Annotated in this window: 19 protein-coding genes; 1 reads left to right on the plus strand and 18 read right to left on the minus strand. The window is 64.6% G+C overall.

Annotation, left to right across the window (positions count from 1 at the left end; genetic code table 11):
- Positions 1–129: 129 nt before the first annotated feature.
- The 18 genes from ABIA96_RS00830 to hpaR form a co-directional block, all read right to left on the minus strand.
- Positions 130–1,341 carry an ABC transporter substrate-binding protein gene (locus tag ABIA96_RS00830; RefSeq protein WP_354135117.1) on the minus strand — a complete coding sequence of 404 codons (1,212 nt, stop codon included), beginning with the start codon at positions 1,339–1,341 and terminating at the stop codon, positions 130–132.
- Positions 1,342–1,514: 173 nt separating this feature from the next.
- Positions 1,515–3,038, minus strand: a complete 1,524-nt coding sequence (locus ABIA96_RS00835; RefSeq protein WP_354135118.1) for an FAD-dependent oxidoreductase — start codon at positions 3,036–3,038, stop codon at positions 1,515–1,517.
- A 27-nt stretch (positions 3,039–3,065) separates the two neighbouring features.
- Positions 3,066–3,692 carry a GTP cyclohydrolase I FolE gene (gene folE, locus ABIA96_RS00840; RefSeq protein ID WP_354135119.1) on the minus strand — a complete coding sequence of 209 codons (627 nt, stop codon included), beginning with the start codon at positions 3,690–3,692 and terminating at the stop codon, positions 3,066–3,068.
- Positions 3,693–3,915: 223 nt separating this feature from the next.
- Complete coding sequence (locus ABIA96_RS00845) at positions 3,916–4,815, minus strand: alpha/beta fold hydrolase (RefSeq protein ID WP_354135120.1); 900 nt, start codon at positions 4,813–4,815, stop codon at positions 3,916–3,918.
- 110 nt (positions 4,816–4,925) lie between these two features.
- The gene (locus ABIA96_RS00850; protein ID WP_354135121.1) at positions 4,926–5,753 is read right to left on the minus strand and encodes a metal-dependent phosphohydrolase; all 828 of its coding nucleotides are present in this window, start codon (positions 5,751–5,753) and stop codon (positions 4,926–4,928) included.
- A 309-nt stretch (positions 5,754–6,062) separates the two neighbouring features.
- On the minus strand, positions 6,063–7,697 hold the full coding sequence (locus ABIA96_RS00855; RefSeq protein ID WP_354135122.1) for a tetratricopeptide repeat protein: 1,635 nt from the start codon (positions 7,695–7,697) through the stop codon (positions 6,063–6,065).
- A complete protein-coding gene (locus ABIA96_RS00860) occupies positions 7,694–8,350 on the minus strand; it encodes a formyltransferase family protein (RefSeq protein ID WP_354135123.1) in 657 nt (218 codons plus the stop codon). Before ABIA96_RS00860 ends, ABIA96_RS00855 begins: the two co-directional genes overlap by 4 nt.
- 178 nt (positions 8,351–8,528) lie before the next feature.
- Positions 8,529–9,407 (minus strand): transglutaminase family protein, encoded by an 879-nt coding sequence (locus ABIA96_RS00865; RefSeq protein WP_354135124.1) that lies wholly within the window; start codon positions 9,405–9,407, stop codon positions 8,529–8,531.
- A complete protein-coding gene (locus ABIA96_RS00870) occupies positions 9,404–11,941 on the minus strand; it encodes a circularly permuted type 2 ATP-grasp protein (RefSeq protein ID WP_354135125.1) in 2,538 nt (845 codons plus the stop codon). The genes ABIA96_RS00865 and ABIA96_RS00870 overlap by 4 nt, the downstream gene beginning before the upstream one ends.
- A 27-nt stretch (positions 11,942–11,968) precedes the next feature.
- Positions 11,969–15,238, minus strand: coding sequence for a transglutaminase family protein (locus tag ABIA96_RS00875; protein WP_354135126.1), 3,270 nt, complete (start codon positions 15,236–15,238; stop codon positions 11,969–11,971).
- Between the two features lie 192 nt (positions 15,239–15,430).
- Positions 15,431–16,954, minus strand: a complete 1,524-nt coding sequence (locus ABIA96_RS00880) for a UxaA family hydrolase (RefSeq protein ID WP_354135127.1) — start codon at positions 16,952–16,954, stop codon at positions 15,431–15,433.
- A gap of 92 nt (positions 16,955–17,046) precedes the next feature.
- Positions 17,047–17,823, minus strand: a complete 777-nt coding sequence (locus ABIA96_RS00885) for an HpcH/HpaI aldolase family protein (RefSeq protein ID WP_354135128.1) — start codon at positions 17,821–17,823, stop codon at positions 17,047–17,049.
- A gap of 142 nt (positions 17,824–17,965) precedes the next feature.
- A complete protein-coding gene (locus tag ABIA96_RS00890; RefSeq protein ID WP_354135129.1) occupies positions 17,966–19,051 on the minus strand; it encodes a malate/lactate/ureidoglycolate dehydrogenase in 1,086 nt (361 codons plus the stop codon).
- A 16-nt stretch (positions 19,052–19,067) separates the two neighbouring features.
- Positions 19,068–19,796 carry an ABC transporter ATP-binding protein gene (locus ABIA96_RS00895; RefSeq protein WP_354135130.1) on the minus strand — a complete coding sequence of 243 codons (729 nt, stop codon included), beginning with the start codon at positions 19,794–19,796 and terminating at the stop codon, positions 19,068–19,070.
- Positions 19,796–21,574, minus strand: a complete 1,779-nt coding sequence (locus ABIA96_RS00900) for a branched-chain amino acid ABC transporter ATP-binding protein/permease (RefSeq protein WP_354135131.1) — start codon at positions 21,572–21,574, stop codon at positions 19,796–19,798. Before ABIA96_RS00900 ends, ABIA96_RS00895 begins: the two co-directional genes overlap by 1 nt.
- Positions 21,571–22,443 (minus strand): branched-chain amino acid ABC transporter permease, encoded by an 873-nt coding sequence (locus ABIA96_RS00905; RefSeq protein ID WP_354135132.1) that lies wholly within the window; start codon positions 22,441–22,443, stop codon positions 21,571–21,573. Before ABIA96_RS00905 ends, ABIA96_RS00900 begins: the two co-directional genes overlap by 4 nt.
- 84 nt (positions 22,444–22,527) lie before the next feature.
- Positions 22,528–23,673 carry an ABC transporter substrate-binding protein gene (locus ABIA96_RS00910; protein ID WP_354135133.1) on the minus strand — a complete coding sequence of 382 codons (1,146 nt, stop codon included), beginning with the start codon at positions 23,671–23,673 and terminating at the stop codon, positions 22,528–22,530.
- A gap of 298 nt (positions 23,674–23,971) precedes the next feature.
- Entirely contained in the window at positions 23,972–24,490 is a 519-nt protein-coding gene (hpaR, locus tag ABIA96_RS00915; protein ID WP_354135134.1) for a homoprotocatechuate degradation operon regulator HpaR, read from the minus strand.
- 127 nt (positions 24,491–24,617) lie between these two features.
- Between hpaR and hpaH the strand changes: the two genes are divergently transcribed.
- The gene (gene hpaH, locus ABIA96_RS00920) at positions 24,618–25,424 is read left to right on the plus strand and encodes a 2-oxo-hept-4-ene-1,7-dioate hydratase (protein WP_354135135.1); all 807 of its coding nucleotides are present in this window, start codon (positions 24,618–24,620) and stop codon (positions 25,422–25,424) included.
- Positions 25,425–25,438: the final 14 nt, after the last annotated feature.

Consider the following 25,438-nt stretch of genomic DNA (forward strand, 5'->3'; position numbering starts at 1 on the left):
GATGAGGGGTATCTCTCCGCGATCTCAAATGTAGAGACGACTCTCGGAGAGATACCCCTCACCCGGCTGCGCTTCGCGCATCCACCCTCTCCCGCAAGGGGAGAGGGTACGCCGTCTCTGCGGCCCCCCTCACGTCCCGCGCAACAGCTCGCTCGCCACCACCCAGTCGTTGCCGTCGAACTGCAGCATATAGCCGTCCTTGATGGGGCGGAAATCCTGCGGCGTGGTGTTGAGCGTGATGCCGGGCAGCAGCAGCGACAGCCGCACGCTCTTCAGGTTCGAGGCTTGCGCCATGATGTTCTCGCGCGTCAGATTGTCCTTGCACTGCTTCAGCACCACCACCAGCGCCTCCGCGACCGTGTAGCCGTAGAGCGCGGCAACGTTGTTGATGTCGGCGTTCGGCAGGCGCCGTTTCATGAAGTCGATATAGGCCGACATCGCCGGATCGTCCTTCGGCTCCGCCGTGAACGGCTTGAGCGAGCCGAGCGACAGCACGCCCTTGCCGGCATCGAGACCGGCGGGCGCCATCACGGTCGCCTTGTTGGCGCAACCGGAAGCGAGGAAGCGCGTCGGCTGCCAGCCGACCTCATGGGCTTTGCGGACCGCCTGCGCGCAGGCCCGCGGCGTCACGGAATAGATCATGAAGACGTCGGCTTTGGTGTTGGCAAGCGTCAACACCTGGGAATCGACGGTGGGATCGCTGACCTCGAAGCTCGAGGCCATCGCGATCGCCTTGTCGGCGTCGGCGCCGAGCGCTTCCTTGACACCGCGAAAATATTCCTTGCCGGCATCATCGTTCTGGTAGAGCACGGCGAAACGCGCATTCGGGTTCTTGGCACGGGCATAGGCGACGTCGATTGCAGCCTCGCTGGTGTAGTTCGGCGCCCACGGCAGCGCCATCGACCAAGGCATGTTGGCGGGATCGTTCCATTTCGAGGCCGAGCTGATCAGGAACAGCTGAGGCACCTTATTGCTGTTGAGATATTTTGCGATCGCCGAGCTCGGCGCGGTGCCCATGGTCGCGAAGATGAAGGCGACGCCGTCGCCCTCGACCAGCCGCCGCGCTGCTTCCATGGTTTTCGGCGGCGAGAACGCGTCGTCCAGCGACAGGAGATTGAGCTTGCGGCCGTTGACGCCGCCTTTCTCGTTGATCTCGTCGAAATAGGCCGTGAGCACACGGCCGGTGATGCCGAGCGGCGACGCGGGGCCGCTGTAAGGCATGGTGTTGCCGATCTTGATCTCGGTGTCGGTGACGCCGGGACCGTAGGATTTTTGGGCGGAGACGGGCGCGGACAGACAGGCAGCAGCCAGCACTGCGGCCAGGGCCAAAGCGGCTTTCATGGTTTCTCCCCAGTGATGATCATTTGCGCGACGCGACCGCGCGGCGTGCTGCCTTTTACCAGCGCGTCAGATCAGCGGAGTTCTCCAGGACGGTCTTGCGTCGAGTTGCTGGCGGACAGCACTGCCTAGACGACAGCCGGCAGATCAGGCCGGGCCATCAGCGTCGAGGCAGATCAGGCGCGCGAGCGCTCCATCTCGAGCTCGGCCTTGAGACTGTCGAGATCGCGATAGATTGAGGCGACCGCCAGCACACGGCCGTCCTTGCGATACTTCAGCAGGCAATCCTTGTCCCTGATGCTGCCGTCAATGGCGATGTCGTCAAAGCTCTCGGCGTGGCCGACATAGTTGATCGGCACGTCGTAATGCTGGCTCCAGAAGAACGGCACGGCGTCGAAGCGCTCGCGCTGGCCCATCATGTTGCGCGCGGCGGTCTGACCCTGGCGCTCGGCAACGACCCAGTGCTCGACGCGGATGGTTTGTCGCGAATGCGGATCGGGCCAGCGCGCGATGTCGCCGGCAGCGAAGATGCCGGCGACGCTGGTCTCCAGATATTCGTTCACGCTGACGCCGCGATCGGCGGCAAGCCCTGCCTGCTCGGCGAGCGCCAGGCGCGGCTTGACGCCGATGCCGACCACGACGAGATCGGCCTCGATGACGCTGCCGCTTTTCAGGGTCGCACGGGTGCCGTCGAGCTTCTCCACGGTGTCCTGCAGGTGGAAGTTGACGCCGTTCTCCTCGTGCAGCGCGCGAACGAAGTCGCCCATGTCAGGTCCGAGCACGCGCTGCATCGGCCGCTCCTCCGGCGCCACCACATGCACCTCGATCTTGCGCGCGCGAAGCGACGCCGCGACCTCGAGACCAATAAAACTTGCGCCGATCACCAGCACGCGCTTCGCGCTTGCTGCGGCCTTGATGATGGCGCGGCTGTCGGCGACCGAGCGCAAGGTGTGGACATGCGGCTGGTCGGCGCCGGGAATCTGGAGCTTCACCGGCTCGGCGCCGGTCGCGAGCAGCAGCCGGTCGAACCGGACGTTGTCGCCATTGCCCAGCGCGACACGACGCATCTTCGGATCTATCGCCGAGACGTTGGTGTTGAGCCGAAGATCGATGCCGGCGTCCTGATAATAGTCCTCGCCCCGCAGCGGCAGCCAGTCTTCCGGCGCGTTGCCGGCGAGATAATCCTTGGAGAGATTGGGTCGATCGACCGGCATCGCGCCGTCACTGCTGAGCATGGTGATGGCGCCGGCAAATCCTTCCCGGCGGAGTGTCTCGGCCGCCGCGAAGCCGGCCGCACCGCCGCCGACAATGACGAATTTGTCCGGCGTCGGCGCGCTGCGATGAGCGGTCGAGGGCTTCGACACCTCACGCTTGCGCTGAACGATGATCTTGTCCCGATCGCGCGTGACGTCCCACACCGCCAGCCCATTCAGCGCCGGCGGACGGGTCGCCTCGCCTGAGCGCAGGGAGAAGCAAGCGTGATGCCAGGGACAGCGGATGGTATCGCCGACCACGAGACCTTCGGCAAGCGGTCCGTGGTAATGGCTGCAAGAGGGCTCGATCGCAAAGATCTCGCCGCCGGCCTGGACGAGCAGGACGTCCTCCTCGCCGACATGGCCCAGCAGCTTGCCGTCCTTGAAATCGGCGAGCGCCACGCCTTTGGTCAGGTCGGGCCCGCTTGGCTTCTTGTCCTCGGTCATGGCGTCGTCTCCTTCAGCTAGCGCGGATCAATCGCCCGAGTTGGCCAGCCCGAGCAATTCCTGGCGTGTCAGCGCATTGTCGCGGAACACGCCGAGCATGCGACTGGTGACGAGGTCGGTCCCCGACTTGTGCGCGCCGCGCGTGGTCATGCAGTGATGCGTCGCCTTGATGATGACGCCGACACCTTCGGGCTTGAGCACGTCGTTGATCGTGTTGGCGATCTGCGCGGTCATCTTCTCCTGAATCTGAAGACGCTTGGCGTAGATGTCCACGAGACGCGCGAGCTTGGAGATACCGACGACACGCCCTTGCGGGATATAGGCGACCCAGGCGCGGCCGACGATCGGTGCCATGTGATGCTCGCAATGGCTTTCGAATCGAACGCCGCGGAGGACGATCATCTCGTCATAGCCTTCGGTCTCCTCAAAGGTCTTTTGAAGGATTTCCGTCGGATCCTGCGCGTAGCCAGAGAAATACTCCTCAAAAGCGCGCGCGACGCGATCCGGCGTGTCGCGCAGACCGTCGCGCGCGGGATCGTCACCGGCCCAGCGGATCATGGTCCGGATCGCCTGCTCGACCTCCGTTTTGTCAGGCCGCTCGCTCCGGGCCTGTGCGACCGGGACACGTTCCAGCCTGCGCGCTTGTGACGTCATCGAAAACCTCCCCTGCAGCGAGCCGCATCCAGAAACGGCCCCACAGCTTGGACGGCTGCAATCGAAAAAGGTTCCCGAGATCAGGAAAGATTGGAAGGTTGGCCAATTCGAGGGACCCAAAAACCCTCATGGTGAGGAGCGCCGAGGGCGCGTCTCGAACCATGCAGGCCAGCTGCAACAGCGGGGCCTCGATCCTTCGAGACGCCCGCTTTCAGCGGGCTCCTCAGGATGAGGATTTGCCTGCTTTCCGCACGTCGATCACGGCCTGCGCCCATTCGGCCGGCCGCTCCTGCGGCAGATTATGACCGGTGCCCGTGAACACGCGCCGCTCGAAAAAGTCCTCGAACTTGCGCGCGTGATGCGCGGTGCCGGGATTGACGCCATCGCTGTCGCCGTCGATCGTGATCGTCGGCACGCGAACCGGTGGCTGAGCTGCAAGCTTCGCGTCGATGGCGGCATAGGCGGGATCGCCTTCGACCAGCGCATAGCGGTAGCGATAGGAATGGATCACGACATCGACGAAGTCAGGATTGTCGAACGACGCTGCGCTCTTCTCGAAGGTCGCGTCGTCGAATTGCCATTTCGGCGACCACATCGACCAGAGCTGGCGGGCGAAGCCGCGGCGATTGCGCTCCAGCGCGCGGCGGCCGCGCTCGTTGTGGAACAGATATTGATACCACAGCGCGGCCTCCTCCGGCGGCGAGGCCGGCTCCATGGAACGCGCGATGTTCTGGATGTTGTAGGAATTGCCGGAGACGAGCCCGGCCACGCGCTCGGGATGCAGCACCGAGACGACGCAAGCCGCGCGCCCGCCCCAATCATAACCGCCGAGGACGGCGCGCTGGATGCCAAGCGCATCCATGAAGGCCAGCAGATCGGCGCCGAGCGCGGCCTGCTCGCCGGAGCGCAGCGTCGCCGGGAAGCGAAACCGCGTCGGACCGTAGCCGCGCAGCCAGGGCACCAGCACCCGCGCGCCGGCTTGCGCGATCAGCGGCGCGGCCTCGGCATAGGCGTTGACGTCATAGGGAAAGCCGTGGCCCATGATGCAGGGCCAGCCATCCGGCGCGCCGTAGTCGAGATCGGCGATGTCGAGGACATCGGTCGTGACGGATTTTTGTTGCATGCGACCTTTCCCGAAGGCGGACCGGCGCAGCTTAATCCTTCCGGGCGGGTCCGCTCAAGGCGGGCCCCAACGGTGCAGTGGCGCAGACCGGCAGAACCGCACTCTCATCGCTATCTCTGCGGTCCGGACAGCGAGATCTCGCGTTCCGCGCGGAAGACGTTGCTGTAGAGATTGGCGATCCACTGCCGGCCGATCTCGGTCTTGTTGAGATAGCCGATCTCGGTCTGGATGTGCGGGGCGACGCTGTTCCAATAGAATTGCGGATAGCGATTCACGATGTCGGCGGGCGAGTCGTAGCCGAGTTGGCGGTTCATGCCGACCTCCTCGAACTCGTAATAGAGCGCATTGGCCTTGCGCAGATAGTTGGGGTCGCCGAGTTGTCCGATGAAGTCGGCGGCGCGCAGGATCGAGGCGTCCTCGTCGTAGTCCTGGCCTTCCCGCGCCGGAAACCGTGTCCCCTCGATAGCGCGGGAGATCCGTTCCGGATCGAGCCCGGGAATGTGTTGCAGCCGCCGCGTCACGTACAGCTTCGAGCGGTCGACGTGATACATCATCAGGCTGGCATCCGATGCACCGCGCGGCAACGAGATCTTGGTGTCGGCCGCATCGATCACGAAGCCGTCGACGTCATCCTCCTCGAACAGGCCGCGCACATAGCCAATGTCGTGGGCGAGACAGGCGATCAGGACATGGACGTAATCCCCGGCCGACAGATGCGTATGAAGACTTCGGCCACTGAGGATGGAGTGGCCGGCCAGCGTCACGAGCATCGTATGCTCGATATTGTGATAGAGCGCATCGCTATTGCCGATGCATTCCATTGCGGTGCGGGTCGCGCTCTCGACGATACTTGCAGACGTCTCGTCGTACCGGCGACGCATGAACGTACCCAGCAGCTTCTCCAGGGATTCAGCCGCCAGTCGCGATAGCGTCATCATGGATGCAGCCCCGTCTTTCGGTGGTGTCCCACGCTAGCTCCTGACGCCTCATACTCGCCCTCGACACAGGATCAGCATAGCTCAATCTGGGGCGACTGGCCAAATCCGGGAACAAAAATACGTAAATATGATATTGCGCCGCCGCGCAACATCACGGTTGCGGCCACAGTTCGATGCACCCACGGCCGGGCCATGCGAGGACACGCCAGCCCGGTCAATGGCCGACCGTTCATCTTGTGAGGAAGGACGTGCGAGAGCCGGGCGTCCACCGCGGCCGGGCGCGCCTGCACCGCGTTGCGGGCTACGGCGTCAATTCCCGCGCGCGAAGCGTTCGAGCATTCCGTCGAATGCGACCTTGATCCTGCGGATGTACGGGTCCTTGTAAGGAAATTCCGGATTCTGGTCGTGCACCAGCATGGAGGCGTTGACCTCGAACACGACAAGATGGCCGGTCCGGTCGAGCCCGCAATCGATGCCGAAATAGTCGAGGCCGATGCGATCGCGAATGGCTCGCAACGCCTGATGATGGGCGGCGCCAAAAACCTGCTCCGGCGCGCGCAGAAAACGCTCCTCCTCGTCCTGCATCCAGGCATGAGACCCCATGTCCGTCGCGTCGCGATGCAGCTTCCACTCGTCTCCGATCGCCAGATGATAGGGCAGGATCTCCTCGCCGATGAACAAGAATCTGTACTTGCGGAAGAAGCCGTCGGCGGAGCGATAGTCGATAAAGTCAATCAAATAGCGGTCGTGGTCCGCATGTGCCGCGAGGAACGCGGTCAGCGCCGCGACATCGTCGAGCTTCTCGAAGACGTCTCCGCCATGCATGCCGGCCTGGCGCGCCAGCACGGGAAGGACGAGGTCGAGGCCGTCGGGAAGCCCCCAGCCGGCAGCGATACGGATCGTGCGCGGCACGCGGCAGCCCTCGACGTCGGCGAGTGCCAAAGCCGTCGCGTCGCGCGTGGTGTTCTGGATTTTCAAGGGATCGTTGACCACGGGCTTGCCGAGGCTGCGTGCGATCGCAATGGCGAGCGGAAGCACCTCCGCGCCCTGGTCGGCATCGGAGACGAGGTTGACGACGATGTCAGCCTCGCGCGCGAGCAGCGCGACATCCGGCCGGCTGCCGGGCCACAGCGACAGGATGCTGGTCTGGTAGGCGCAATCCCTAAAGAGAAATTCGACCGGTGTGTTGCCGACGAAGGGCGCAAACAACGCCAACGCCCGAAACGCCGGCGGCGATTGGGTGGCGGACCTGCGCAGGATCGGATGCGCTTGCGCGGCGTCGGCGTAGGCGGATGGTGCCGCCTCCAGTTCGCCGCGCGCCTGACGGATCGCTCCGACCCAGTAGAAATTCTCGGCCTGTCCGGGCGCCAGCGCCACGGCCCGCTCGAACTGCACCACCGCCTCCTCGGTCTCGCCAAGCTCGAAGCAGACCTTGCCGAGCTGGCTGCGGAGGTCGGCATCCTGCGGCGTCTCCTCGAGCAATTCGAGCAGCAGCGTCCGCGCGATTGCGAACTGCCTGGTTGCGGCCAGCGCCTGGATCAGATTCGTGCGCGACGGCCGGTGGCCAGGATTGCGCCGGAGCGCCTCCAGGTAAAGCGAGATCGCGTCCTGGGTCTGGCCGCTACGCTGATGGACGATGCCGAGATTGCACCAGCAGGCGACGAGATGCGGCGCGATGCGCAAGGCCGCCTTGTAGTTCTCGGCCGCGGAGCCGATGTCATCGCAGAGCATGAAGGCGTTGGCGAGCGCTGCGTGCAGATCGGCGACGCCGTCGACGGCGACGCCGATCGACACCGTGGCCGCGAGCGCGAGCCCGGCCTGAAACACCGCGATCGCGGGCCTGATCTCGCCGCGCCGGTAGTGCTCGCGCCCCGCGCGCAGCAGATCGGATATGGAGGGCGTACCGGTGGCGGGCAGCGCGAGGGCCATCGATGATGACGTCATGCGCTCTCCGGAGGTGACGCCGTGAAGGTGACACCATGCAGATTGATCGCCGGCGCGACGCCGTAATGATTGCCACCGAAGGCGCGCATGCGACGCCACAGCTCGTCCCTGGAAATATCCAGCGGGATGTCGCAGGCGTCCCGGTAGCTGCGGCGCGTATTGGTGCGGCCGCTCCAGGACAGCGCACAGCGCGGCATCAGCGACGGCTCGCACGCCAATGGCTCCGCCCACACTTCGAACAATTGCAGCAAATGCGCGTAGGCGAGTTCACCGAGCCTCATGAGAGTGCACCCTTGCGGAATCGGGAACGACACAACATCGAGGATCGCGCCGGAATCGACCCGCTCGGCCATGGCGTGAAAGGTCACGCCGAACGCGTCTGCGCGGTCATAGAGTGCAAAATGGGCCGGAGCCCAGCCCGGATAGCTCGGCGGCCCCGGATGAAAATTGTAGGCGCCATGGCCGAAGCGCGCGAGCAAGTCTGGCGGCACGATAGCGCCGGACGCGAAGGCGACGAGCCGGGCGTTGCGAAGGAGCACGGTATCGAGCTTGCGAAGCTCATCGATGTTCGAGACCGGCCAGACCACCAGATCCGGTCTGAAACTTCGCAAGATCCGCGACAGCGCCACCTGCTCGGCGGCGTCTGTCAGCAATGCAAGTTCCTCGACCATCGGCTCGGCTTCAGCAACGTTGAATGTGAGCCAATATGTCGCGGGGTAGCGTTAACAGCGTGTTAATGAACCGCCGTTCGCACCATCCAGGAAACACACCGAAACAAATTTCCCGCACCTGGACGCATTCGTTCACAGAGGGGAATCGGTGAAACTACGGTCACTCCACCAGCAGCACATCCACGGCGACGCCGAGCTTCTGCTTCGGCGAGCCGACGATGATGCCGTCGACCGGCGAGACGTCCGAGAAGTCGCGGGCGACCGCCAGCACGATGTGATCGTTGGCGACCAGGAGATCGTTGGTCGGATCGAAATCGACCCAGTCGAGCTCCGCTCCGCACCACAGCGACACCCAGGCGTGCGTCGCGTCCGCGCCCTGCATACGCGGCTGCCCAGCCGGCGGAATGGTGCGCAGGTAACCGCTGACATAGGCCGCAGGCAGGCCGAGGCCGCGCAGCCCTGCGATCATGACATGGGCAAAATCCTGGCAGACGCCGTGGCGCTTGTCGAAGACCTCGTTGAGCGGCGTCGAGATCACCGTGGCCTTGGGGTCGTAGCGAAACTCGGTGCGGATGCGATGCATGAGATCGACCGCACTCGCAAGGATACCTGCGCCTGACGCAAAACTCTCGGCAGCATAGGCACTGACAGGACGCAGCACCGGCACCAGCGGGCTCGCAAAGACGTAGCCGACCGGCGAGGACGGCCCGAGGCTTGTCGCTTCGAACGCGATGTCACGGATGCTCTCCCACGCCGGGGTCGCGGCATCGCGCGCCGGTGGCTTGCGCGAGACGGAGACGCGCGAGCGCGAGTCGATGCGCAAACTGCGATGCGCGGCTTCGATCACGATGCTCTCGGTCAGCGTGCCGAAGAAGTCGCGCCGAACGGTGCGCTCGGAGGGACGCGGACGGATCTCGACCTTGTGCGAGATCAATTCCTGGCCGTTGCCGTCCTTCGGCTCCAGCCGCAGCGTGCAGCGGGCGAAGCTGACCGGGCTTTCGTACTCATAGGTGGTGACATGCCGGATGTCGTAGATCACGCCAGCCCCGTCAGCTTTTCCGGCCGGCTCGCATTGGTGCCGTGCGGGAAGTAATGCAGCCCGATCGCCTCCGCCAGGCTAAGCAGATCCTGCTCCAGCGCGAACAGGGTTTTGACTTCTAACTTCTCGGCCTCAGCCGTCGCCAGCATGGACTGCAGCGCCACCGCAAGCCGCTGTGGCTGCTCGATCAGGCCATGCTCCTTCAGGCTGGGAAGTGCCGAGATATGCTCGTTCAGCGCGGTCACCTGGAACGCCACCGAACGCGGATTGTAGGGATCGAGCACCGCGAGGTCGCGCACCGGCGCCAGGAGCGGCGCCAGCAAATAGCGCGAGCGATAGGTGATCTGGGAATCCACCAGCGTCAGCAGGATATCGAGGTCTTCGTCGCCGGCCTCGTCATAAGCAAATTGTCGGGCAAAACGCGCGGTGTTGATGGCGCGCTCGGCGCGGCGGCCGATGTCGAGGAAGCGCCAGCCGGCGGCGCGGTTCATGTTCTCCTGCGCCAGCCCTGCGAAGCTCGCAAGCTCCTGCAAGGTCAGCTCCGCCGCGCTCAGCACGCTGTCGTCGCCCTCGACCTCGTAGGCCAGCCGGTCGGCCATCTCGATGATGACCTGCCAGGCATCGGGCGACAGCCGCTCGCGCAGGGAGGTCGCCGTACGCTGGGCGGCGCGGACCAGCGACAGGGCCGAGCCCAAACGCTCCGGGCTCTGCAACGCTTCGGCCACGATGCGTCCCGGTGCCGCGCGAGAGGTCTGCGAGATCGCGCCCCAGGTCACCAGCAGGCGCTGAATCCGTTCGGCCGATTGCAGCGAGGCCGCGGTGCCCTTGTTGGGCCCGCTCGGCGAGCTCAAGGCGCGCACCAGCCGCAGCGTCGCCTCGGCGCGTTCGAGATAGCGGCCAAGCCAGAACAGATTATCCGCGGCGCGGCTCGGCAGCACGCCGGCGATGCGGCGAATGCGGACCTTGTCGGTCGTCGGCAGCAGCGAGGCGGCCGAGACCTGCTTTCCCGAGACGACCCAGACGTCGGCGGCGCGCGCGCCGTCACCCATCGACACCGCGCGCGCATCCGCCTGCTCGGCGATCCGGCAGAAGCCGCCGGGCATGATGGCCCAGCCGTCGGGCGTCGCCGCTGCGAACACGCGCAGCACGAAGGGACGCGGCGTGAGCTGGCCCTGTTCCCACACCGGCATGGTGGAAAGCCGCACCACCTCCTGGCCGACATAATCCATGCCGCGCGCGCTGATGCCATCGATCAGGCGCTGACGCCCGGCCGCGTCGAGCTCGCTCGCAAGCACCGGGCCGTTTCGCTCGAAGCCGGGAACGCCGCGCCGGTAGGCGCCTTCGATCGCGACCTCGTCGAGCCGCGACAAGACTTCTTCGCGCGCCGAGCGCTGGCCGCACCACCAGGTCGCGATATGCGGCATCTTCAGCTCTTCGCCGAGCAGGCGGCGGCTCAGCGCTGGCAGGAAACCGAGCAGCGCCCTCGCCTCCAGCACGCCCGAGCCCGGCATATTGGCCAGGACGACGCCCTCCTTGCGCAGCACGTCGATCAGGCCGGGCACACCGAGATGCGACGAGGCATCGAGCTCGAGCGGATCGAGCGAGTTGGAATCGACACGGCGCAGCAGCACATCGAGCCGCTTCAGCCCCGCAACCGTGCGGATGTGGATGCGATTGTCGCTGACGGCGAGATCGTCGCCCTCGACCAGCAGGAAGCCGAGATAGCGCGCAAGCGTGGCGTGCTCGAAATAGGTCTCGCTGAAGCTGCCCGGCGTGAGCACACCGATGCGCGGCTCGTCGCGGTCGGCGCGTGCGCGAAGCGAGTCGCGGAATGCCTCGAAGAACGGCGCGACACGCGGCACGTTCATCGATGTGTAGAGATCGGAGAAGGCGCGCGACAGCACCAGGCGGTTCTCCAGCGCGTAGCCCGCGCCTGACGGCGCCTGCGTGCGGTCGCCGAGCACCCACCAGCGGCCGTCGGGTCCGCGGCCGACATCGGCGGCATAGAGCGAGAGGTAGCGACCGCCGGGCGGCGGCACGCCACAGACCGGGCGGAGATATTCGGGGCTGCCGGCAATCGCGCCCGCGGGCAGCGCGCCTTCCGCGACCAGCTTCCCCTCGCCATAGATGTCGCGCAGCACGAGCTCGAGCAGCTCGGCGCGCTGGGTGATGCCGGCCGAGAGCTGCTTCCAGTCGGCCTCGTCGATCAGAAGCGGCAAATGGCTGATCGACCACGGCCGGTCGGCGCTGTCGCCGGGTGCGCGGTAGGTGACGCCGGCCTCGCGCAGGTGGCGGTCGGCCATGCCGAAGCGCCGCTCGACCTCATCAGGCGCGAGCCCGCCAAAGGCATCGAAGAAGCGGCTCCAGACCGCGCGCGGGGCGCCATCGGGCCCCAGGAATTCGTCGGGGATGCCGGGCAGGCGGCGATAGTCGCGGACCCATTGCGCGAGGCGACGCTGGCCTTCACGCTGGCTTTCGCGCTGTCCTGACGCCTTACCCGCCTTGTCGTCCTGTTCGGCTGCGCCCTCGCCCATGCGCCTCTCCCTGCCCCACCATCATACTCATTGCAGGAGGGGAGTCCGCAAGTCGAGGGTCAGCGGAAATTCATTTGTGCGTTCCTCAGACGGCGGCTGCATCGGACCGGGCGTATGGCCGTGGTCCTGGAAGCGCGCCAGCCGCCGCGCCTCGGCCTCGTAGGTGTTGACGGGCTTGGTCTCGTAGCTGCGGCCGCCGGGATGGGCGACGTTGTAAACGCAGCCGCCGAGCGAGCGTCCGTTCCAGGTGTCGATCAGGTCGAAGGTCAAGGGCGCGTGGACCGGGATGGTCGGATGCAGGCCGGAGGCCGGCTGCCAGGCCTTGAAGCGGACACCAGCGACGGCTTCGCCCGATCGGTCTGTCGAGGTCATCGGCAGGCGGCGGCCGTTGCAGGTGATGATGTGGCGGCCCTCGACAAAGCCCTCGGCCTTGACCTGGAGACGTTCGACGGAGCTGTCGACATAGCGCACGGTGCCGCCGGCCGAGCCTTCCTCGCCGAGCACATGCCAGGGCTCCAGCGCCTGCCGCAGCTCCAGCGTCACGCCGCCATGATGGATGCGGCCGAAGGCGGGAAAACGGAACTCGAGCTGGGCCAGATACCATTCCGGCTCGAAGGCATAACCGGACTCCTTCAGCTCGGACAGCACGTCCTGAAAATCCTCCCAGATGAAATGCGGCAGCATGAAGCGATCATGCAGCGCGGTGCCCCAGCGCACGAACTTGCCCTGTTGCGGCTCGCGCCAGAACTTTGCGATCAGGGCGCGGATCAGCAGCTGCTGCGCCAGCGACATGCGCGGATCGGGCGGCATTTCAAGCGCGCGGAATTCGACGAGGCCGAGCCGGCCGGTCGGGCCATCAGGCGAATAGAGCTTGTCGATGCAGATCTCGGCGCGATGGGTGTTGCCGGTGATGTCGACGAGCAGATGCCGAAACAGCCGGTCCACCAGCCATAGCGGCGTCTGGTAGCCCGGCGGCGGTACGTGCGAGAGCGCGACTTCGAGCTCGTAGATGCTGTCGTGGCGCGCTTCGTCGATGCGCGGTGCCTGGCTGGTCGGGCCGATGAAGAGGCCGGAGAAGAAATAGGACAGCGACGGATGCCGCTGCCAGTACAGCACCAGGCTCTTCAAGAGATCGGGCCGGCGCAGGAACGGCGAGTCCTGTGGGCTCGAGCCGCCGATCACGACGTGATTGCCGCCGCCGGTGCCGGTGTGGCGGCCGTCAACAAGGAAGCGATTTGCGCCGAGGCGCACCTTCCCCGCGTCCTCATAGAGGCCGGAGGTGATCTCGACCGCTTCGCGCCAGCTCTTGGCCGGCTGAATGTTGACCTCGATGACACCGGGATCTGGCGTGACCTTGATGACCTCGATGCGCGGATCGAACGGCGGCGCATAGCCTTCGACATGAACCTGGAGCTGCATCTCCTCGGCCGTGGCTTCGACCGCTGCGATCAGCTCGAGATAATCCTCGATGCGCTCGACCGGCGGCATGAATGCGCAGATCACGCCGTCGCGAACTTCGATCGACAGCGCAGTTCGGACGGGAACGGCGGTGTTGAGTTGCTCGGGCGCGACCCGCGGCGGCGCTCTTGGCCTCGCCGGCGGCGTGAACACCGGCAGCTTGCCGCGCGCTTCCATCGGGTCCTGCTGGACGATGTAGGGATATTGATCGGGCGGGACGTGGCCGAGCGAGCCGATCGGCAGGCGCAGGCCCAGCGGTGAATCGCCCGGCATCAGGAACAGATGATTGCGCCGGAGCTGCCAGCGCTCGCTGCGCCAGCGCGGCGGCGCGTTCCAGCGCTGCACCGGCAGCACGAAGCCGCGGGGCGCGCGGAGGCCCTGACTGAAGACCCGCGCCATGCGCGCGCGCGCCTCCGGATCGGACAATTTGGAATCGGAGGGATCGACGTTGATCGGAAGCTCGGCCTCCTTCTGGAGCCAGTAGACGGTGTCCTCATAGGCCGGAATGATGTAGCCTGGATCGAGCCCGAGCCGCGCCACCGTGCCTTCCATGAAATCCTCGGCGTCCTCGGTCTGGGCACGCCTGGGATTCTCGATCTTGGCGATGAGGTCCGCGTTCTTCCAGATCGGCACGCCGTCCTTGCGCCAGTAGAGACCAAACGCCCAGCGCGGCAGGCTCTCGCCCGGATACCATTTGCCCTCGCCGTAATGCAGCAGCCCGCCCGGCGCGAAGCGCGTGCGCAGGCGGCGGATCAGATCGTCGCCGAGCGCGCGCTTGGTCGGGCCGACGGCCTCGGTATTCCACTCCGCCGCTTCGAGGTCATCAACGGAAACGAAGGTCGGCTCGCCGCCCATGGTGAGCCGCACGTCCTGCGCAGCAAGATCGCCGTCGACCTGCTCGCCGAGATCGTTGAGCCGCGCCCAGGATTCGTCGGAGAACGGCTTTGTGATGCGCGGCGCCTCGCGGATGCGCCGGACGCTCATGTCGAAGGCGAATTCGACCTCGGCAAAAGCGGCGCCACCGGAGATCGGCGCTGCCGAGCGATAATGCGGCGTGGCCGCAACGGGGATATGCCCCTCGCCCGCAAGCATGCCCGACGTTGCGTCGAAGCCGATCCAGCCCGCGCCCGGCAGATAGACCTCGGCCCAGGCGTGCAGATCGGTGAAATCGTTCTCGACTTCCGGCGGTCCCTCGATCGGATCGATGTCGGGACGGATCTGGATGAGATATCCGGAGACGAAGCGCGCAGCGAGACCGAGATGGCGGAAGGTCTGGATCAGGAGCCAGGCGGAGTCACGGCACGATCCAGCGCAGGACGTGAGCGTCTCCTCCGGCGTCTGCACGCCGGGCTCCATGCGGATCACGTAGCTGATCCGCTGTTGCAGCTCCCGGTTGAGATCGACCAGGAAGTTGACCGTGTTCGGCGCTTCGCGCGGGATCGAGGCGAGATATTTTGCGAATGCAGGATCAGGCTTGATGGCCTCGAGATATGGCGCGAGCTCGGTCTTGAGGTCCTTCGGATACGCGAACGGAAAGCTGTCGGCATAGGGCTCGACGAAGAAGTCGAACGGGTTGACCACGGTCATCTGCGTCGTGAAGTCGACCTCGAATTTCAGTTCGGTGGTCTTCTCCGGGAAGACGTAGCGCGCGAGCCAGTTGCCCTGCGGGTCCTGCTGCCAGTTCACAAAATGATTGGCTGGAGTGACCTTGAGCGAATAGCTCAGGATCGGCGTGCGCGTATGCGGCGCTGGCCGCAGGCGGATGGTCTGCGGTCCCAGGTCGATCGGCCGGTCGTATTTGTAGTGCGTGACGTGGTGTAGCGCGACATAGATCGACACGGGGTGCGGTGCTCCAGCAGCTTTTTTGAGCAGAACACCTGGTGTCAGTGCGATCAAGCACTAACAACGTGCAGACCGTGCCTAGGAAGTGTCCCCGTAGCCCGGATGGAGCGCAGCGCAATCCGGGATTCTTCATCCGCGGATCACGTCATCCCGGATTTCGCTCCGCTCCATCCGGGCTACCAGGTCACTCTACATCGTTGCGCCAAGCACCCAGGGCGCGAACTCGGCGCCGCCGAAATCGAAGCTTTCGCTCTTGGTCGGCTGGCCGGATGCGGTCTTCAGGATGAGATCGAAGATGCGCTGGCCGCACTCCTGCACGTTCTCCTCGCCTTCGAGGATGGTGCCGCAGTTGACGTCCATGTCCTCTTCCATGCGCTTGTACATAGGCGTGTTGGTGGCGAGCTTGATCGAGGGCGCGGGTTTGCAGCCGAACACGCTGCCGCGGCCGGTGGTGAAGCAGACGAGGTTGGCGCCGCCGGCGACCTGGCCGGTCGCCGCGACCGGATCGTAGCCGGGCGTGTCCATGAACACGAAGCCGCGCTTCGTCACGGGTTCGGCGTAACGCAGCACGTCGACGAGATTGGTGGTGCCGGCCTTGGCCATCGCGCCGAGCGACTTTTCCAGAATGGTGGTGAGGCCGCCGGCCTTGTTGCCGGGGCTCGGATTGGCGTTCATCTCGGCGCCCTCGCGCTCGGTGTACTCGTCCCACCAGCGCATGAGATCGACCAGCTTCTCGCCGACCTCGCGGCTCACCGCGCGGCGCGTCAGCAGGTGCTCGGCGCCGTAGGTCTCCGGCGTCTCCGACAGGATGACAGTGCCGCCGTGACGCACGATGAGATCGCTCGCCGCGCCAAGCGCCGGATTGGCCGATACGCCGGAATAGCCATCCGAGCCGCCGCATTGCAGCGCTACAGTCAGTTCGCTCACGGGCACGGACTCACGCTTGACCTTGTTGGAGTCAGCGAGCGCCTCGCGCACGAAGGAAATGCCGGCTTCCACGGTCTTGCGGGTGCCGCCGACTTCCTGGATGTCCATCGCGCGCAGGCGGCCGGCGAGCTTCTGCTCTTCCATCAGGCCGCCGATCTGGTTCACCTCGCAACCCAGCCCAAGCACGATGACGTGGGAGAAGTTCACGTGCCGCGCATAGCCGCCGAGCGTGCGGCGAAGCAGCGCGAGCGGCTCGTTCTGCGTCATGCCGCAGCCGGTCTTGTGGGTCAGCGCGACCACGCCGTCGACATTGGGAAATTCGGCCAGCGGATTGTCGCCGGTGAAGGGATTCTTCTTGAAGACGTCGGCGACGAGGCTCGCGACATGCGCGCTGCAATTCACCGAGGTGAGGATGCCGATATAGTTGCGCGTCGCGACGCGGCCGTCCGGGCGACGGATGCCTTCGAATGTCGCCGGCAGGTCGAAGTTCGGCGTCGGCTTGACGTCGGCGCAATAGGCGTAGTCCTTGGCGAAATCGCCCATGCCGATGTTCTGCACGTGCACATGCTGACCTGGCGCGATCGGCATGGTCGCAAAACCGATGATCTGGCCGTAGCGGATCACTGGCTCGCCCACCGCGATCGGCTTGATCGCGACCTTGTGGCCGGAGGGAATGCGTTCGACCGTGGTGACGCCGTCTGCCACCAATGTTCCCGGCGGCAGGCTTGCGCGCGCAATCAGCACGCCATCATCGGGATGCAGGCGGATGACGGGGCTGATGGTCATGGGAATCTCCTGTCGCGAATAGTGAATAGCGAGTGGCGAATGGAAAAGGGGAGCAGCACTATTCGCCACTCCCCATTCGCCATTCGCGAGTCTTACGCTTTGCCGCCGGCATCCTTGCGGGTCGCGTTGACCTGCATCTTGGCGTACGTGGTCATCATGCCGACCTCGTTCGAGAGCGTCACGAGCTTGAAGCCCATGTTGATGGCGCGCGCCGCACCTTCGGCGCCGCTGCAATGGATGCCCGGGAACAGCCCACGCTTGTCGCATTCCTTGATGATCTTGTCGTAGATCGCGAGGATCTCGGGCTCGGTGCGATCGAGCTTCGGCTCGAGGCCGTAGGAGAAGCCGAGATCGGACGGACCGATATAGACGCCGTTGAGGCCTTCGACGTCGAGGATCGCTTCCATGTTCTCGACCGCGGTCTTCGTCTCCATCATCGGCAGCAGCACGATGTCGTCATTGGCGGTCTTCTGGTAGGAGCCCGCGGTGCCGTACATGCCGGCGCGGATCGGACCATTGGAGCGCACACCCTTCGGCGGATACTTCGCATAGGAGACGAGGTTCCTGGCTTCCTGCGCCGTGTTGACCATCGGGCAGATCACGCCATAGGCGCCGCCGTCGAGCACCTTGCCGATGATGCCGGGCTCGTTCCAGGGCACGCGGACCATCGGGGTCACCGGATGCTTGTCCATCGCCTGGAAGCACTGCACCATCGACTGATAGTCCTGCACGCCGTGCTGCATGTCGACGGTGACGCTGTCGAAACCGCATTGCGCGATCATCTCAGCCGAGAAGCCGGAGGGAATCGCGAGCCACGCGTTGACCACGGCCTTGCCCGACTTCCAGATTTCCTTGACCTTGTTCGCCACGTTGCCTTCCTTCTTCGTTGTTTGGACCGTGTTTTTGGACCGTGTTGTTTGGATCGTCGTCACCGCGCCAAGCGCCGCGACAGCACGACCCCGGTGTTACCGCTAAAGGGATCGCCGCGCTACGCTCGCAATGACGCAAGACCTATGCGGTCGCCCTCTGAATGCTGACTTCGCTGACGCCGACCTCGCGGGCGGTGTTCACTATCGCCGCCCAGGTGTCATCCGGCAAGGGGATGCCGTTTTTGCCGCGCTCGATGCGGGTTTTCCGCTCGGGATCGCCGGGAATCAGCACCTGATCGACCCCTGCCATTGGCTTGGTGGCGCGGATGAAATCAGTATAGCGCGTGACCTCTGCATCGAAGACATGGGAGGTATCGACAACCTTCGGATCGATATAGAAGGCCAGCATGCCGTTGGCGAAGCGGCGATCGCCCGACGTGGCCCCGGTTCCGGTCAGTGCGCCGCCGAGCAGCTCGCACATGAAGGCGAGGCCCGAGCCCTTGTGGTCGCCGAAGGCACGGATCGCGCCGGTGCCCTTGGTGTGATCACGGGGCCCTTCCGGCGTGAACGGCCCGTAAAGAACGACCGGGTCCTCGCTCAGGGTGCCGTCGGCATCGACCAGCGCGCCCTTGGGGAGCTTTTTGCCGCCACGGCTGGCGACCAGCACCTTACCTTCGGCCACGACCGAGGTCGCAAAATCCAGCACGATCGGATCCTGGCCCTCGCGCGGGATGCCGACGCAATAGGGCGCGGTCGAGAGCCGCTTCTCGACGCCGCCGAACGGCGCCACCAGCAGCGATCCGGCTGCGTTGACGAAATGCACCGAGACCAGCCCTTCGGCGGCGGCCATCTCGGCCCAATCGCCGACGCGGCCGATATGGCCGGCATTGCGCAGTGCAACAGCAGCCAAGCCCGCCTTCTTGCATTTCTCGATACCTATCCGGACCGCCTGCGGCGTCACGGTCTGGCCGTAACCGAACTTGCCGTCGACCACCGCGAGTGACGGCGTGTCGACGACGATCTCCGCGGTCTGGTTCGGGACCACGAAGCCCGTCTTCAGCCAGCGAATGTAGACGGGCACACGGATCACGCCATGGCTGTCATGACCGGTGAGATTGGCTGTCGTCAGATAAGTCGCGATCCGTTTCGCCTCTTCAGGCGAGGACTGGGCGTGGCCGAAGACTTCCCCGACGAAATCGATGAGGTTCTGAACCTGGATCGTGACCATCGAAGGATTTCTCCAGTTACGCACTCACCTTGGCATGACCGCCGAGATAGGCGGCGCGGATCGCTTCGTTGCCCCAGAGCTCGTCGGGCTTGCCGCCGAGCACGATGCGGCCGGTCTCCAGCACATAGCCATAATCGGCGACCGACAGGCCCATACGCGCATTCTGCTCGACCAGCAACACGGTCGTGTTGCGCCGGATCTCGGAGATGATCTTGAACACGGCCTGCACGATCACGGGCGCAAGGCCGAGCGACGGCTCGTCCAGCAGCAGAAGCCGCGGCTTGGCCATCAACCCGCGCGCGACCGCCACCATCTGGAGCTGGCCGCCGGACAGCGTCCAGCCGAGCACGTTGCTGAACTTGCGGATATCAGGGAACAGGTCGAACATCGCATCCGCCTCGCGCGAAATCTCCGAAGTCGCGGCCCGGCGGTTGGATGCGCCGAGCATGATGTTCTCTTTCACCGTCAGCCCCGGAAACACGCGACGGCCTTCGGGCACGTGGCTGATGCCCATGCGGACGATGGCTTCCGGACCGAGACCCGCGATCGACTTGCCGTCGAACAGGATGTCACCGGAGGTCGGCTTGGCGAGGCCGGAGATGGCGCGCAGGGTCGTCGACTTGCCGGCGCCGTTGGCGCCAAGCAGCGTCACCACCTGTCCCTGCTCTACGGCGCAGGTCACGCCGCGCAGCGCTTCGATCTCGCCGTAACGCACCACGAGATTGCGGATTTCGAGCAACGGCATCATTCGCTCCCGAGATAGGCGGAGACGACGTCGGGGTGACGCAGCACGGCCATGGATTCGCCGTCCGCGATGCGGCGTCCGAAGTTGAGCACGGTGATGTGCTGGGCTGCTTCCGAGACCAGCGTCATATCATGATCGATAATCAGGATGGTGAGCCCCTGCGCCGCGATGCGCTTGAGCAGTTCGTGCAGCTCCAGCTTCTCCGTCGAGTTCAGACCGGCGGCGGGCTCGTCGAGCAGCAGCAGCGTCGGGTTCGACGCCAGCGCACGCGCGATCTCGATCAGGCGCTGATGGCCGTAGGAGAAGCTCGAGATCAGCTCGTTGGCGCGGTTGCCGAGGCCGACGAAGGTGAGCGCCTCCATCGCACGTTCGGTCAGGGCGTCGTCGCCTTTCCCGACCATGGTGTTGCCGGGCCGCTCCGCGCCGATCTCGACGTTCTCCAGCGCCGTCATCGAACGGAACAGGCGGATGTTCTGGAACGTGCGCCCGAGGCCCGACGCCGTGCGCTGATGCGGCGGCATGTGGGTGATGTCGGTGCCGTCGAGCACGATCTTGCCGGACGTCGCCACATACAGGCCCGAAAGTACGTTGAGCGTCGTGGTCTTGCCCGAACCGTTCGGCCCGATCAGCGCATGCACGCCGCCGCGCTTCACTGCGATATCGACGCCGTCGACGGCCTTGAGGCCACCGAAATGCTTCGACAGGCCTGTAACTTCCAGCACGGTGTCGCCACCGACGCTCGCGGGCTTCAACTGCAGCGTGGCTGCGGCCGGCGTCGCCTTGATCTTCTCGCGCCAGCGCGTGAACGCATCGGCGACAAAACCCCACATGCCATCCGGCATGAAGCGGATGATCAGGATCACGAACAGGCCGTAGATGGCGAGGTACAGGCCCGGCACGCTCTTGAGGAAGCGCAACCATTCCGGGATCAGGATCAACAGACCCGTGCCGATCGCCGAGCCGATCGGCGAGGCCACGCCGCCGAGCAGCGACATGGTCAGGAACACGATCGATTCTGCGAAAGAGAACTGATCGGGGCTGACATAGGCGAAGCCGCCGGCGAACAATCCGCCCGCGAGACCCCCGAGCAGCGCGCAGAGCGCAAACGCGTAGATCTTGGTGCGGAAGACGTCGATGCCGTTGACACCGGCCGCGAGCTCGTTGTCGCGCACCGCGCGCATGGCGCGGCCGAGTTTTGTATCGGAGAGATGCCAGACCAGATAGCCGACGATCGCCAGCATCGCGACGCAGAAGGCGAGATAGCTTTGCGACGACTGGAACAGGTCCGGGCGCTTGATGTTGGCGACACCATCCGGACCATGCGTCAGCCAGATCGCGTTGATCATCACCAGCGTGACGATCTGCTGGAACGAGATCGTGACCATCGCGAGATAATGGCCACCAAGTCGCAGGGTCGACATGCCCAAGAGGGCGCCGGCGAGCAGCGAGATCAGGCAGCCCCCAACGAGGCACAGCCAGAAGCTCACTTGCAGATCCGTCGTTCCGATGCCGACCGCATAGGCGCCGAGCCCGAAGAACGCGGCTTGCGCCAGATTGATCTGACCACAAAGGCCGAGCACCACCGACAGCCCGAACACGGCGATCGCAAATGTCGTAGCCTGGAGCAGGATGTTGTGAACGTATCCGTCGAAGTTCATGTTGGCCGCGAGCGCAACCAGGATCGCCGCGCCGATGAAGTACGGCAGGTGCCTGACGAGCAGCGGTTTGGAGTGAATGGCGGGGGCCGGAATCGGCATGTTGTCGCTGGGGGCGCTCATGCCTTCTCCGCTACGCGTTCGCCGAAGATGCCCTGCGGCCGGAAGATCAGGAAGGCGATCAGCACCAGGAAGGCAAAACCGTCCTTGTAGGGCACTGAGATATAGGCGGCGCCGAATGTCTCGATCACGCCGAGCGCGAGACCGCCGATGATGGCGCCGGCGACATCGCCGAAGCCGCCGATGATGGTCGCCGCAAAGGCCTTCAGCGCGATCGTCGAACCCATCTGGATCGAGACGAACAGTACCGGCGCAACGAGGATGCCCGCGAGTCCGCCAAGCACGGCGGAATAGATGAAGGTGATCATGATCATCGTGGAGACGGAAATGCCGAGCAGCGAGGCCATCTCCTTGTCCTGCGAAGTCGCCTGCAGCTTCTTGCCGAGCAGCGTCTTCTCAAAGAACCAGAAATTGAAGATCACGAGGCAGATCGTGACGCCGATAATCAGAAGATACTGGCTGTCGAGATAGACCGGGCCGAGCTGGATGCCAGGCGTTTCAAACCAGCCTTCCAGCACCTGCGGCTGCGGGCCGTAGATCGCGAGCACCGAATTGGCGAGCAGGATCGAGGCGCCGATGGTGGCGATGATCACCGGCAGGTAGGTGCGGTGACGCAGAGGATAGTAGACGCCGAGATTGAAGACGACACCGAGCAGCGCCATGCCGAGCAGCGCGACGATGAAGGCCGCCCAATAGGGCAGACCGGCCTCGACCGCGACAACCATCAGGTAAGCCGCGACCATGGAGAATTCGCCTTGGGCGAAGTTCACCACGTTGGTGGCTCGGAAAATCAGCACGAAGCCGAGCGCCACGAGCGCGTAGACGGCACCGATACCGATGCCGGTAAACAGGAGTTGGAGGGCGAGATCCATGACAAGCGTTCTGTTGGAGGTCAGATTCGTCCATTGATAGACGTAACGACCTCCCCGATCGGAATCGGGGAGGTCGTTTCAACGTCAGTCGTTGAACTCGATGTGCTTGTCGAAGGCGATGGCGCCCTTGTCGTTCTTCACGATGTTGTAGCCGTGGAGACCGTCGCCGTTCTGGTCGAAATTATACTCGCCCTCAGCGCCCGGGAACTTCTTGATCGCGAGGATGGCTTCACGGATCTTGGTCGGATCGGTCGTGCCGGCCTTGTTGATGGCCTGCGTCAGCACGTTGATGGCATCGAAGGTCCAGGAGCTCTGGTTATCGGGCGCGACCTTGACCGCGTCACGGTAGATTTTGCCGAACGCCTTCGAACCTTCGCTCGAATTCTCGGCATAATCAGCCACGCCGTAGGTGTTGTACAGCGCCGGCCCCGCAAGCTTCAGTGCAGTGATGTTGACGATCGAGGGCGAGCCGACCCACGGAATGTTCACACCGAGCTGACGGAGCTGCCGGGCGAAGATGCCGAGATCGTTCTCGAAGGTGAAGTAGGAACCGAGGATGTCGGCGCCCGACTGCTTGATCGCAAGCACGACCGGGGTGAAATCCTGGCTCTGGTTGGCGTAGCCCTGATCGAGCACCGGCGGGGCGCCGGCCTTGGTCAGTGCTTCCGTCAACGCCTTGCCGCCGGCGGTGCCGAACGCATCGGTCGAGTGCAGCACGGCCCACTTCTTCTTGCCCAGCGTGCTGACGCCGTATTCGGCGATGACGCGGCCGGAATAGCTGTCATTGGGACGGCAGCGGAACAGCCACTGATTGCCCATATGGGTGAGGTTCGGATCGGTGCCGCCGATCATCACGGGCTTGCCGAGCTTGATGACGTCGGGCGCCATCGCATGCACCTGAGTCGACCGGATCGAGCCGAGGAAGCCGACGATGTCGGGCTGCGAGGCAAGCTTGGAGAAGGCGAGCACGATGCCGGGATTGGTGGTCTGGTCGTCCTCGACGATCAACTCGCCCCGCTTTCCCAGGATACCGCCGGCCTTGTTGACGGCTTCGAGTGCGAGCTTGGCGCCCTTGACGGCGTAGCCGCCGGATTCAGCGGCGGGACCCGTGACGGGCGCGCACATGCCGATCTTGATGGTGGCGCCCTGCGCATTTGCGCTCTTGATGAGGTATGGCGCGGCAATACCGGCAGCAATACCGGCGGCGAAGTCGCGTCTCGTCAGTTTCATTCATTCCTCCCTGGGGCCGGGCATCCTTGTCGGCCCTTCTTGGTCTTGGCGCTATCTTGGCCTTGTCACTGAATACAGAGCCGGATGCTACTTACGGATTCTCCCGGCGTGAGTAAATTGATATTGAGATGTTCACCGACCGAGTGCGCAGAGCTCGCGCCCCAGAGGTGATCAACACCTGCGGCGGAGATCTATTCTCACCTGCTTTTCCAGGGCAATTCGCGTCGGGAGCACTGCCTACGCTTTATGCAATGACGACAGTCATGCGTGAGGGGAAAGTCATCATGCAAATTTGCCGTTACGCATCGTCCGTGATTTCGTCACGCGCATCCACAGAGGCAAGGCACAACTCCAACTCTCCGAGCATCTCCTGCAACTCGGCGAGCTTGCGTGCGCCGAAGCGCTGCGTGATCTCGGCATAGATCGCTTCCGAGGACGGCGCGACCGAGGCCATCAGCTTCACCCCCTCCCTGGAGATCGAAACCATGCTGCGTCGCTGATCGGTCTTCGCCGTCTTGCGCTCGATCAAATTGCGCGCCTCGAGATCACGCAGGATGCGCGACAGGCTTGGCCCAAGGAGAAATGCGGTGCGCGCAAGTTCCGTGACCTCGGCGGCATCGATGGACGCGAGCGCGCGCAGGATGCGCCATTGCTGCTCGGTCAGGCCATGTTCGCGCAGCGATGGGCGAAATTGCCGCATCACCGCTTCGCGTGCGCGCAGCAGCGACATCGGCAGCGAGCGCGAGAAGTCGCGCATCGGCACCTGGCGCGCGCCGGGCGCGCTTCCGTTGGTGGGATCAGTGGATTTCTTCGCCATGTCGCCCTTTCAAAGACGCCCTTTCAAACCGCAGAATGTTTGCAGTGCAGCAAGCCCGAATATGTGTTTGACGTATTCACTTAACATGTTAAGTATTTTCGGGCACCACGATTTTGGTAGACCACCGATGGCGCTTTCCAAAGACGATATCCAGACTTGCGCGAACCGTCTGCACCGGGCGGAGAAGACCCGCGTGCAGATCCGGCAGCTGTCGCAGGATTTTCCCGACATCACCATCGCCCATGCCTACGCGATTCAGAAGGCCTGGGTCGACATCAAGATCGCCGAGGGGCGCGTCGTCAAAGGCCACAAGATCGGCCTGACCTCGAAGGCGATGCAGAGTGCGCTTGACATCAACGAGCCGGATTCCGGCGTGCTGCTCGACGACATGTTCTTCGCCGATGGCGGCCTCATCCCGACCGAGCGCTTCATCGCGACGCGCGTCGAGGCCGAGCTCGCCTTCGTCATGAACAAGCGCCTTTCCGGCCCCGATTGCACCATGTTCGACGTGCTCAACGCCACCGACTTCGTCGTGCCGGCGCTGGAAATCCTGGACACGCGCATCGAGCGCGTCGATCCCAAGACCAAGGCAACGCGAAAAATCTACGACACCATCGCGGACAATGCCGCGAATGCAGGCATCGTACTCGGTGGCCGGCCGATCCGCCCGCTCGACGCGGACCTGCGCTGGATCGGTGCGCTCTGCTTCAGGAACGGCCAGCTCGAAGAGACTGGCCTTGCCGCCGGCGTGCTCAATCATCCTGCGACCGCGGTCGCCTGGCTCGCGAACAAGATCGCGCCGCTCGGGGTGGCGCTGGAGCCCGGCCAGGTCGTGCTCGCCGGCTCCTTCATCCGCCCCATCGAGACCCGCAAGGGCGACACGATTCAGGCCGACTATGGCGCCTACGGCTCGGTCAGCTGCTACTTCGCCTAAAGCTATAAGATCAC

This window comes from Bradyrhizobium sp. LB11.1, assembly GCF_040549385.1.
Lineage (GTDB): Bacteria > Pseudomonadota > Alphaproteobacteria > Rhizobiales > Xanthobacteraceae > Bradyrhizobium.

What these genes read in the sequence shown, in the direction of transcription:
- ABIA96_RS00830 (WP_354135117.1), bottom strand. Translation starts at nt 1,341, where the DNA reads ATGAAAGCCGCTTTGGCCCTGGCCGCAGTGCTGGCTGCTGCCTGTCTG.
- ABIA96_RS00835 (WP_354135118.1), bottom strand. Translation starts at nt 3,038, where the DNA reads ATGACCGAGGACAAGAAGCCAAGCGGGCCCGACCTGACCAAAGGCGTG.
- folE (WP_354135119.1), bottom strand. Translation starts at nt 3,692, where the DNA reads ATGACGTCACAAGCGCGCAGGCTGGAACGTGTCCCGGTCGCACAGGCC.
- ABIA96_RS00845 (WP_354135120.1), bottom strand. Translation starts at nt 4,815, where the DNA reads ATGCAACAAAAATCCGTCACGACCGATGTCCTCGACATCGCCGATCTC.
- ABIA96_RS00850 (WP_354135121.1), bottom strand. Translation starts at nt 5,753, where the DNA reads ATGATGACGCTATCGCGACTGGCGGCTGAATCCCTGGAGAAGCTGCTG.
- ABIA96_RS00855 (WP_354135122.1), bottom strand. Translation starts at nt 7,697, where the DNA reads ATGACGTCATCATCGATGGCCCTCGCGCTGCCCGCCACCGGTACGCCC.
- ABIA96_RS00870 (WP_354135125.1), bottom strand. Translation starts at nt 11,941, where the DNA reads ATGGGCGAGGGCGCAGCCGAACAGGACGACAAGGCGGGTAAGGCGTCA.
- ABIA96_RS00880 (WP_354135127.1), bottom strand. Translation starts at nt 16,954, where the DNA reads ATGACCATCAGCCCCGTCATCCGCCTGCATCCCGATGATGGCGTGCTG.
- ABIA96_RS00890 (WP_354135129.1), bottom strand. Translation starts at nt 19,051, where the DNA reads ATGGTCACGATCCAGGTTCAGAACCTCATCGATTTCGTCGGGGAAGTC.
- ABIA96_RS00895 (WP_354135130.1), bottom strand. Translation starts at nt 19,796, where the DNA reads ATGCCGTTGCTCGAAATCCGCAATCTCGTGGTGCGTTACGGCGAGATC.
- ABIA96_RS00900 (WP_354135131.1), bottom strand. Translation starts at nt 21,574, where the DNA reads ATGAGCGCCCCCAGCGACAACATGCCGATTCCGGCCCCCGCCATTCAC.
- ABIA96_RS00905 (WP_354135132.1), bottom strand. Translation starts at nt 22,443, where the DNA reads ATGGATCTCGCCCTCCAACTCCTGTTTACCGGCATCGGTATCGGTGCC.
- ABIA96_RS00910 (WP_354135133.1), bottom strand. Translation starts at nt 23,673, where the DNA reads ATGAAACTGACGAGACGCGACTTCGCCGCCGGTATTGCTGCCGGTATT.
- hpaR (WP_354135134.1), bottom strand. Translation starts at nt 24,490, where the DNA reads ATGGCGAAGAAATCCACTGATCCCACCAACGGAAGCGCGCCCGGCGCG.
- hpaH (WP_354135135.1), top strand. Translation starts at nt 24,618, where the DNA reads ATGGCGCTTTCCAAAGACGATATCCAGACTTGCGCGAACCGTCTGCAC.